Below are 9415 nucleotides of genomic sequence, written 5' to 3' on the forward strand. Positions count from 1 at the left end.
ACGGTATAGTAGGCAACGCCTGTACCTAGCATGCCAGAAACCAAAACACTACCAATTGGTAAAATATAATCTTTTACATAAGTGGAGTGTAATCCCTCAATCGCTGCCACTATTAACTGAACATCACTACTCAACATGCCCTCTCATATCCAACTTTAAAATAAATGGTTGTTAGATAAACTGATGTGTTAGTAAATATGTTTAACCTTCTGGGGAAATTAATTATAGCCTCATCGAGGTTACGAAATGTTTATTTAAAGAAATAATGTTGCGACCATTATTCAAGTGGGTGGCAGAGTTTGATTTATATCCTTATTTTTCTACAATGCCCATTGGGAAAACAGGTTAATAAGAAAATTAGCTCTCTTTTAAGCAAGATGTAATGCTCTTCTATACCTTGGTGACGGACCAAATCATAGTTGTTCAGCACTCTTGCTAAAACCGAATCTCCACCGACCCAGCACTGCGCGTTGCCTCGCCGTGATACACCGCTTCGATATTATTGCCATCAGGATCGAGGACAAAAGCGGCGTAGTAGCCGGGGTGATAATTGCGCTCGCCGGGAGCGCCGTTATCTTTGCCGCCATGGGTCAGCGCGGCCTGATAAAAGCGATCCACCATGGTGCGGTCTTGCGCCTGAAAGGCGAGATGATGGCGACCGGTCAGCACCCCCAGCGCGGCGGGACTGTCGACAGCGGTGACAAACAGTTCGTCTGCCCAGAAGTAGCCGTCACCTGTGCCGCCCAATGGAATATCGAGGCTGGCGAGAATGGCGGTGTAAAAGCGCTGGCTGGCGGTCAGATCCCTCACCACCAGCTGGATATGGTCGATCAGCCGACCGCGATGCAGAGTTTGTGTTTCCATACACCACCTTGATTTGAATGTTGTGGATGGGCCACCGGCTTGCCGGTCGCTTTGCTTTGACAAAAAGGGGCTGGGCAAAATTTGGCATGGCTACCGCCCCTGAATTTCAGCCTCCAGTCTGCTGCCTTTAACCAACGGGATGGGGTTGGCATGGCTCATGGGAGACTCCGACGAGGTGTGTGTTGCCAATCGGGTATATTAGCGGCGGGCAGGCGGAGGGAAAGGGCCAGATGGCCGATTACTGAGCAAGATCAATAAATTAATTAATGAGGCTGTTTGTTCGCCGGTTGGCGGGATGCGGGCGGCTTGAGTGGGAAGATGAAGGGTTGGTAGGGGGTGGTGTAGAAGGCGCGGTTTACTGTTGCTCGCCGCTTGTTGCTTTCGATTTTTGCTTTGTCAAAGCAGCGGAGCGGCAGTGCCGCTCCGTATCAGGTTCAACCCTTGCTCGGGGTCTCCGTGCAGGTGAGGGTTGGCTGGCCGTAACGCTCCAGCGTGGCTTCCTTCCCCTTGGTAAAGAGGGCGAGGTTTTGCCCTTCATAACGGGCGCCGCTGGCGCTGGGAGCTTCATAGGCGAGCACTTGCTGCTGTTTGTCGCCCTCGCTCAGGTTGATCACCGCGACCGGTATCTTGGCATCGTTGTAGAAGTAGGTGGAGAGGGTGACCGCCTTGCCGCACTGGTAATCGACCGGCGCCGGCACTATCAGCTGGCCGCCGGTGACCTGCAGCTCGGCGATCCGCAGCTGGTAGTTATCCTCCACGCACTGGCGCAGATCCTTGGCTTTCCAGCAGTCGTTGCGCCCCTTGATCCAGCCACGCTGCATGGCTCGCTCGCTCTTGAGATCTTCCGGAGAGAGCTGCGCAATCGCCTTGGGATAGAGGGCAGCCAGTTCGTTATCAAGGGCAGCCAGTCCGGCATCCTTGCAGATCAGGGTTTCGACCGCCCCGGCTACCTTGGCACAGTCAAAGGAGGGGGTCGCGGCACTGGCCAGCAGGGGGGTAAACAGCAGGGCGGCAAGCAAGGTCTTGTTCATCGGAAAGACTCCAGCAAAAAGAGAGGGATATCAGCACACTCTACAACACAACACAAAACAGGGGCGCAGGGCCGCCGAGCGATTTTTTGCGACATTGCGAGCGTTGCCATGGGGAAAAACCCGACACTCCTGGCCGGAATGTCGGGTTTTTTGTTGCTGCGATAAAGGGGGAGGCGGGTTGCCCGGTTGATCAGGCCAGCGCCAGTTGCTGACTGCGGGCGCGCCACAGCCGCTCGTGGAAGAAGAACACCACTGTGTTGATGGCCGGTTCGATCATCGCCATCACACCGCCGGTGAGCAGCTCGCCGCTCAGCAGGAAGGCAACCCCGAAAGCGACGCTGAAGTGGACCAGTGCGAAGCTGCTGGTCTTGGCCTGCAGGCTGTGGGCCGGCTTGAGCTTGTGCCAGCCAAGGTCATGAAAGTAGAAGGCGACCGTGTTGACGGCGGGCTCGATCAGGGCGATCAGGCTGGCGGTCAGCAGCTCACCGGTCAGCAGGTAGGCCACGGTAAAGGCGACACCGAAGTGCAGGATGGCAAAGCTGATGGTCTTTTTCATGATGGCGGCTCCCTCTGTTGATGAGATGAGTATCCGCTAGAATTAGACTAAATGAAAACTATTCTCATCTACTGCCGGAATAGAGAAAACCTATCAAGCTCGTGCCTCACCGAACCACCATGTTCATCCCTATGCCTGAGAGAGCCCGTTGCCGCCACTGGTACTGGCGTCGAACTGTGGTGCAGTGCAAAAAGCACGGTGCGCAAAAAACAGAGAAGCCCCAAAACGGGGCTTCTCTGTTTATTCAGGCTTCAGGTTTCAGACAGCTCAGGCTTCCGCTTTGTTGAGCCACTCTACCTTGTACTGGGCACCGGCACCCTGGGCCAGCTTGGCACAGAGGGGTTTGAGGAAGGCTTCGATCTGCTCGTCCAGCATCCAGGGGGGGCTGATGATCAGCATGCCTGAGCCGTTCATGCCCCAATCGGCAGTCTGACCGGCCACTTCCAGCTCGGCCACCAGGACGTTGCCGAAGTTTTCGCGCTTGATGGCGCGCAGCATGTCGCGGGATTTGTCCGCCTCCTGCCCTAGGATGGGATACCAGAGGGCGTAGATGCCGGTCGCCCAGCGCTTTTGCGCCTTTTTCAGGGTGTCGACCACGGCGAAGTAATCTTCTTTGAGCTCGTAGGGCGGATCGATCAGCACCAGCCCGCGGCGCGGGGTCGGTGGCAGCAGGGCGATCAGCCCCTCGAAGCCGTCGCGGTGGTGCACGGCCACGCGAGGGTCGTAACCCATATTGGCGCGCAGGTCTTCGACCTCGTTGTTGTGCAGCTCCATCAGCGCCAGCTTGTCCTGCTCGCGGGTGAGGCGGCGGGAGAGCTCCGGCGAGCCGGGGTAGTAGTGCAGCTCGCCGTTCTGATTCATCTCTTCGATGACGCCCAGATAGGGGGCCATGGCAGACCACTGGGCGCGCTCGTCCCACAGGCGGCCGATGCCGTCGGCATACTCGGCCTTCTTCTGGGACCAGTCGCCGCGCAGGTCGTAGAGACCGCCACCGGCATGGGTATCCAGCACGATGAAGGGTTTCTCCTTCTTCTTGAGGGACTCGATGATCAGGGCCTGAACGGCGTGTTTCAGCACGTCGGCATGGTTGCCGGCGTGAAAGGCGTGGCGGTAGCTCAGCATATTAGATCTCTGAGGGGGCCCTGCTGGGCACCCAGTAACGATAGATAGTTCAACAAATTGCGGCTGTTGCCGCGGATCAGGGGGAGGCTGCGCAGGGTCTGCAGCAGGACACCCTGTTGCAGCCGCTCCAGCTCCAGCTCGTGGGCCAGCATCGACTGATACTCCTGCTCGTCGAGTCGTGCCTTGGCGCTCTGGCGCAGGGCACGCCACGGGGTCAGCACCGCTTCGGTCTGCACCAGCGCCGGTTGCAGGTCGGTCAGATCGACCACGATGCCGAGCTGATCGAGCCGGTGCAGCAGCAGCGCCAGATTGACGTTGCCCCCCAGCGTCTGCACGGTGAGCCAATCCTGGCTGCGCTCACCATAGACCTTGCCGCTCCAGTGCCAGAAGCCGATCGGCGTCGGCAACACGTGTATTGCGACCCGCTCGCTGGCCATCAGCTGTTCGTCACGCAAAGAAGGCCTGCTCCATGGTTTCCAGCTCTTCACAGAGGCTCATCCACTCCTGCTCTACCTCTTCCAGCTGCTCCTTGAGGGGGCCCTGGGATTTGAGCAGTTCGGAGAGCTTGGTTTTAGCGCCCTCTTCGTAGATGGCGGGATCGGCCAGCTGGCTCTCGATGTCGCCAAGCTTGCCTTGCAGCTTCTCCATGCTCGCTTCGAGCTTCTCCAGCTTCTGACGCAGCGGACGGGTCGCTTGCCGGAACTCTGCCTCGCGCCGCTTCTGATCCTTGCGCGCCACGGCCGAGTTGGCAGAGACGGGGCCATCCGCCGGTTTGGCGTTGGCCTCTTTTTCCTGCTCGCCGAGCCACTTGTGGTAGTCGTCCAGATCGCCGTCGAACGGCTCGACCCGGCCACCGTGCACCAGATAGAAGTCATCGGTGGTGGTGCGCAGCAGGTGACGGTCGTGCGACACCACTACCATGGCCCCTTCGAAGCCTTGCAGCGCCATGGTGAGGGCGTGGCGCATCTCCAGATCCAGGTGGTTGGTCGGTTCATCCAGCAGCAAGAGGTTGGGCTTTTGCCAGGTGATCAGCGCCAGCACCAGCCGCGCTTTTTCGCCGCCGGAGAAGGGGGCCACCTTGTCGAGCGCCTTGTCACCGTGGAAGCCGAAGCTGCCCAGATAGTTGCGCAGCTCCTGCTCCGATTTGTCCGGCGCGAGGCGGGCCAGATGATCGAGCGGAGTATCGTCGAGGCGCAGGGTCTCCAGCTGATGCTGGGCGAAGTAGCCGATGCTGACCCCGGCGCTCACCTCCAGCTTGCCCGACAGCGGCGGGTTGGAGCCCGACAGCATCTTGATAAAGGTGGATTTACCGGCGCCGTTGCGACCGAGCAGACCGATGCGGGAACCCGGTACCAGATTGAGTTTGATCTTCTCCAGGATCACCTTGTCGCCGTAACCGGCAGAGAGGTTCTCCATGGCGATGAGCGGGGTCGGCAGGGCCGATGGCTCGCGAAACTCGAAGCTGAATTCGGAGTCGGCGTGGGCGGGGAGGATCTTCTCCATCCGCTCCATCGCCTTGAGGCGGCTCTGGGCCTGACGGGCCTTGGAGGCCTTGTAGCGGAAGCGGTCGACATACGCCTGCATGTGGGACATCTCCCGCTGCTGCTTCTCGTACATGGATTGCTGCTGGGCCAGCTGCTCGGCGCGCTGCAGTTCGAAGTCGGAGTAGCCGCCGGTGTATTCGTTGAGCTTGCCGTTCTCGATATGGATGATGCGGCTGATGACCGAATCGAGGAAATCGCGGTCGTGGGAAATAAGCACGAGTGTGCCCTGATAGCCCTTGAGCCACTTCTCCAGCCAGATGACGGCGTCGAGATCCAGGTGGTTGGTCGGTTCATCGAGCAGCAGCAGATCGGAGCGGCAGAGCAGCGCCTGGGCGAGGTTCAGACGCATGCGCCAGCCACCGGAGAAGCTGCGCACCGGCGAGCTGAGCTGCTCGTCGCTGAAACCGAGGCCGTGCAACAGTTCGGCGGCGCGGGCACGAATACTGTAGGCGCCGATGGTATCAAGGCGACCGTGCAGCTCGGCCACCAGCAGGCCATTGTCATCCTGCTCGGCCTGCACCAGCTGGGCTTCCAGCGAGCGGAACTCCTTGTCGCCGTCGATCACGTACTCGAGCGCGGAGCAGTCGAGCGCCGGGGTCTCCTGCGCGACGCCTGCGATCTGCCAGCCAGCGGGCAGGCTGAAGGTGCCGCTGTCGATGGCCAGCTCGCCCCGTACCAGTGCAAAAAAGGTGGACTTGCCACAGCCGTTTTTGCCCACCAGACCCACTTTGTGGCCGGGGTGAATGGTGGCGGAGGCGTTGTCCAGCAGCTTGCGGCCGCCGCGGATCAGTTCGATTTGACTGGCAACTATCATGGGTGGGATCTGCTTGCTCAAAATGGAGGAGAAAAACTGGCGCAGATCTTACGTGAAATGACGCAGATTTGCACTGTAGCGAAGGGCTGGCCACTGGCTGGCGCTGCAAAAACATGCCATAACAGAGAAACCAGTTCGGATACCGGAGGCTAACATGCTTATCAGGGACATCATGACGACCCGAGTCGCCACCGTTTCAATGGATGATCGGCTCAATGTCGTCAGGGATATCTTTGAGCAGGCCCACTTTCGCCACCTGCTGGTGCTGGAAGAGGAGGAGCTGGTGGGGGTGATCTCGGATCGGGACCTGTTCCGTGCCATCAGCCCCTATCTCGACTCCGAGGCCGAGATGAGCCGTGACACCGAAACCCTCAACAAGCGGGCCCACCAGATCATGAGCCGCCAGCTCATTACCATAGCGCCGAACTTGTCGGTACGTGATGGGGTCAAGCTGATGCTGGAAAAGGGGGTCTCCTGCCTGCCGGTGCTGGAGAATGGTGCCCTGGTCGGCATCATCAGCTGGAAAGATTTTCTCAAGGTGGCGCTGGAGAGTGACGCGCTGGGTTAAGCCCGGCGCTCATCGCACCAAGCAGACACAGAACCAACATAGAGAGAGGGGAGCCAAGGCTCCCCTCTCTCTATTCGAGCGCCACTGATAGAGCACCACTGACGGCCCCGGTTGGTGTGCTGCCCGCATCACTGCGACTCGGGTCGCCTCTCGATCAGACAGGAGGGGCCACTGCCGGAAAGATGCGGCTGCAGGTGGGTGCGGATCTCCTGCAGGGTGCGCTGGTACTGCTGGGCATGTTGTTCCAGAAACGCGGGACTGTGTTTGAGACGTCGCTCCAGGGCGTCGACCAGCAGCGCTACCCTGGGGGCGGCCATGCCCGCTGGCCAGCAGTGTTGCAGCAACTCCAGCAGTTGCCAGGCATCGCCGGGCAGGGCGGGGAACTCTTCCTGCAACTGCAAGCTGGCTTGCAGGGCGGTCTGATACTGGTTGGCCTGCATTGCCTTGTGACGAGTCTGGCGCAGCTCGCTCAGGCGCTGTTCGCGCGCGGTCAGACGGTGGCCCAACTCGGCTACCAGATGATGAAACAGCTGCAGGGTGAGGGGGTGGGGTGCCACTCTGGCGCGGTAATGGGTCAGCTGGGTCAGGTAGCGCTGGGCGTGGTGGGGCAAACCGCAGAACTGGCTGACCGCAAAGCCGAGCAGCAGGGTAAGGTGGTTGTCGCTCCCTTCATCCGGCTGGTGGTGGGCAATCAGGATCAGCGCCTCGTCGAAGCGATAATCCAGCCCCAGCATCAGCGCCTGCAGCAGCTCATATTCGTGGGGTTGCAGGTGGACGGTGCGTTTGAGGTGCTCCCACTCCTGCTGCAGTGAGCGGATCCGGTTGCTGGAGGGGGCGTGCCACAACACCGCCAGACTGGCATTGAGCATGAAGCTGTCGATAGTGAGCCGGATGCGCTGTTCGCTGAAGTAGCGCAGGGTCAGGCTGTTGGCCTGCTCCAGCACCTTCTTCTCATCGTGCAGTACCAGCCCGAGCGACATGGCCAGCTGATGCCAGCGCGGCTGGTGGGGGCGGGCCTGCTGCAGTTCCACCATGGTTTCCCATGCCGCTTGCCACTGATGCTGGTGCAGCTGGCTGGCCAGTGTCAGCTCCAGCCGGGTGGCGGCAGGCAGTTTGGCCTGATGGCGTTGCAAGTCGGTCTGGGCGCTCTGCAACTTGCCCAGCCCCAGCATGGCGTAGAAGAGGCCAGCCCTTGGCCAGCTCGCCTGATACTCGTTGGCGCAGAGGGCATAGTGCTGGGCGGTGGTGATCCGCTCGGCCGATTGCAGCAGCAGGTAGCCCTTGAGCCGATCCAGCCAGGGGGTCAGCGAGCGATGCTCCCGTTGAAACAGCAGGTCTTCGCACAGGGTGGTGGCCAGTTGCCACTCCCGCAGCAGAATGGGGGCGGCCAGCGTGCGGGTCAGGCTGCTTAACTTCACCAGCTGGCCGAGCACGGTGGCGAGCTGCCGGGTCATGAAGGGGAGCGGCAGATAGAGGGAGAAGTAGAGATCCGAGGGGAGGAACTCCGGTTCGCTCTGGTCGGCATCCAGCAACAGCAGCACGCACGCTGGCTGGAGCAGACCGAGATAGTGCGCTTCGTGCAGCAGCCGGGCCCCTTCAAGGCCCTGCTGTTTGTCCTGTTGGCAGATAATGGCATCGAAAGGCTGTTGTTGCAGCAGGGCCAGCAGGCCACTGCGCTCGTGACCCGGATGGCTGTGGTAGTGGATCCGGTCGGCGGGCACACCCTGTTCGGTCAGTTCCCGGGTGATGGCGCTACGGAGCAGGGGATCCTCTTCGAGCAGCAGTATCGTCATGCACGCACTTCCTGTGAGCAAACCATGGAGTTGATTATGGTAGACCCAAGGGGAACATAGTCCCAGCATCCGATGAGTGAAAAATTGACAGTAGCCGGTGGGGTAGAGGAAGGGGCACTATAAGCTGTTATTTCAATCGGTTATTGCCATCTCTCAGCGCTGCGCTCTGTTATTGCCGAGGGCGGGCCTGCGCCGCAAAGGGGCAGTCGGCCTGGCGGATCAGCCTCGAGCCCTTGCCCTGTTCCCCCTGCCAGCTTAATTCCAGCTTGCCGAGGCGGCCCAGATGGCGCAGCTCGAACTCGTAGCGCTGGCAGAGGTTGTCTTGGGGCAGACTCGCCATACCCGCTGGCAGGCGGTATTGATAGCGCAGGATCGGCCCATCCTCCAGCTTGCTGGCCACCGGCACCAGCCCTTCTGGCGTGGGCTGCGGCGCCCCGAGCGCGCGGCGCAGGCTCAGGGGGGCATCGATCGCCTTTTGATAGTGCAGGCCATTCATCGCCGCCAGCTCCTCTTCCAGCCGTTGCAACTCCCCTTCCAGTCCATTGAGCGCGGCTCCCAACTGCTGGTGGGTCGATGACGAGGCGCAGCCACCCAGCAACAGGGTGGCAAGCAGCAGGGCGGCTCTCATGGGGGGCACGGCATCTCCTTGGCAATGACGATGAAGTGTGAAGGTCACGTCGGCTGGCCCTGACTATAGCAGGGGATTGCTGGGGGGCGTCCCCTGCAGCAGTTGCGCCAGACGGGCCAGCCCTTCGCCGACCCGGGCGTCGGTGGCGGGCTGGCTCAGGCTCAGGCGCACCCCTTGCGGAGCGGCAAACTGGCCGGCGGCGAAGTGCTCCCCGCTCGCCACACCGACGTCAAGAGCATCGGCGGCGGCAGCAAACTGCTGGCTGCGCCAGGGCTCCGGCAGCGGCAGCCAGGCGTGCATGCAGCCCGGCTGCCAGCGGGCGGCGGGCAGCAGGTGGCGCAGCAGTTCACCACGGCGTTTGAGGATCTCTCGCTGCTGCTCGACCAGCGGCATGATCTGGCGCTGACTGACCATTTTGCAGGCAAGCTCGATCAGCAGCGGACTCACCATCCAGCTCGACAGTCGCATGGTCTGGGCGAAGGCGCTGCGCAGGGC

General features: G+C 60.7%; 9 protein-coding genes and 1 pseudogene. 1 reads left to right on the forward strand and 9 read right to left on the reverse strand.

Translation table 11 applies throughout. From position 1 onward, the window contains the following. Positions 1-435: 435 nt before the first annotated feature. The 6 genes from LD28_RS0109630 to LD28_RS0109655 form a co-directional block, all read right to left on the reverse strand. Positions 436-864 (reverse strand): VOC family protein, encoded by a 429-nt coding sequence (locus LD28_RS0109630; RefSeq protein WP_033136759.1) that lies wholly within the window; start codon positions 862-864, stop codon positions 436-438. 434 nt (positions 865-1298) lie between these two features. Further along, positions 1299-1895 (reverse strand): MliC family protein, encoded by a 597-nt coding sequence (locus tag LD28_RS0109635; RefSeq protein WP_033136760.1) that lies wholly within the window; start codon positions 1893-1895, stop codon positions 1299-1301. A 190-nt stretch (positions 1896-2085) separates the two neighbouring features. After that, positions 2086-2451: a DUF2061 domain-containing protein gene (locus LD28_RS0109640; protein ID WP_033136761.1), complete on the reverse strand. Its 366-nt coding sequence runs from the start codon at positions 2449-2451 to the stop codon at positions 2086-2088. Between the two features lie 267 nt (positions 2452-2718). Next, positions 2719-3573: a 23S rRNA (adenine(2030)-N(6))-methyltransferase RlmJ gene (locus LD28_RS0109645; protein ID WP_033136762.1), complete on the reverse strand. Its 855-nt coding sequence runs from the start codon at positions 3571-3573 to the stop codon at positions 2719-2721. Then, positions 3567-4028 carry a DUF2390 domain-containing protein gene (locus LD28_RS0109650; RefSeq protein WP_033136763.1) on the reverse strand — a complete coding sequence of 154 codons (462 nt, stop codon included), beginning with the start codon at positions 4026-4028 and terminating at the stop codon, positions 3567-3569. The genes LD28_RS0109645 and LD28_RS0109650 overlap by 7 nt, the downstream gene beginning before the upstream one ends. Continuing rightward, on the reverse strand, positions 4021-5931 hold the full coding sequence (locus tag LD28_RS0109655) for an ABC transporter ATP-binding protein (RefSeq protein WP_033136764.1): 1911 nt from the start codon (positions 5929-5931) through the stop codon (positions 4021-4023). The genes LD28_RS0109650 and LD28_RS0109655 overlap by 8 nt, the downstream gene beginning before the upstream one ends. Before the next feature lie 154 nt (positions 5932-6085). Between LD28_RS0109655 and LD28_RS0109660 the strand changes: the two genes are divergently transcribed. Next, positions 6086-6499, forward strand: a complete 414-nt coding sequence (locus LD28_RS0109660; RefSeq protein WP_033136765.1) for a CBS domain-containing protein — start codon at positions 6086-6088, stop codon at positions 6497-6499. Positions 6500-6627: 128 nt separating this feature from the next. On the opposite strand, the gene LD28_RS0109665 is transcribed toward LD28_RS0109660, so the two are convergent. From LD28_RS0109665 to LD28_RS0109675, 3 genes and pseudogenes are all read right to left on the reverse strand, one after another. Then, positions 6628-8292 carry a response regulator gene (locus tag LD28_RS0109665; RefSeq protein ID WP_033136766.1) on the reverse strand — a complete coding sequence of 555 codons (1665 nt, stop codon included), beginning with the start codon at positions 8290-8292 and terminating at the stop codon, positions 6628-6630. A gap of 169 nt (positions 8293-8461) precedes the next feature. Then, the gene (locus tag LD28_RS0109670; protein ID WP_033136767.1) at positions 8462-8929 is read right to left on the reverse strand and encodes a hypothetical protein; all 468 of its coding nucleotides are present in this window, start codon (positions 8927-8929) and stop codon (positions 8462-8464) included. Between the two features lie 54 nt (positions 8930-8983). Next, positions 8984-9415, reverse strand: a pseudogene (locus tag LD28_RS0109675) (PLP-dependent aminotransferase family protein); the annotation flags it as partial.

Source organism: Aeromonas finlandensis (genome assembly GCF_000764645.1).
In the GTDB taxonomy this organism is placed as follows: Bacteria; Pseudomonadota; Gammaproteobacteria; order Enterobacterales; family Aeromonadaceae; genus Aeromonas; species Aeromonas finlandensis.

Bases quoted from the DNA above. Each gene is read 5' to 3' on its own strand.
- LD28_RS0109655 (WP_033136764.1), bottom strand. From the start codon at position 5,931: ATGATAGTTGCCAGTCAAATCGAACTGATCCGCGGCGGCCGCAAGCTG.
- LD28_RS0109665 (WP_033136766.1), bottom strand. From the start codon at position 8,292: ATGACGATACTGCTGCTCGAAGAGGATCCCCTGCTCCGTAGCGCCATC.
- LD28_RS0109640 (WP_033136761.1), bottom strand. From the start codon at position 2,451: ATGAAAAAGACCATCAGCTTTGCCATCCTGCACTTCGGTGTCGCCTTT.
- LD28_RS0109635 (WP_033136760.1), bottom strand. From the start codon at position 1,895: ATGAACAAGACCTTGCTTGCCGCCCTGCTGTTTACCCCCCTGCTGGCC.
- LD28_RS0109630 (WP_033136759.1), bottom strand. From the start codon at position 864: ATGGAAACACAAACTCTGCATCGCGGTCGGCTGATCGACCATATCCAG.
- LD28_RS0109645 (WP_033136762.1), bottom strand. From the start codon at position 3,573: ATGCTGAGCTACCGCCACGCCTTTCACGCCGGCAACCATGCCGACGTG.
- LD28_RS0109660 (WP_033136765.1), top strand. From the start codon at position 6,086: ATGCTTATCAGGGACATCATGACGACCCGAGTCGCCACCGTTTCAATG.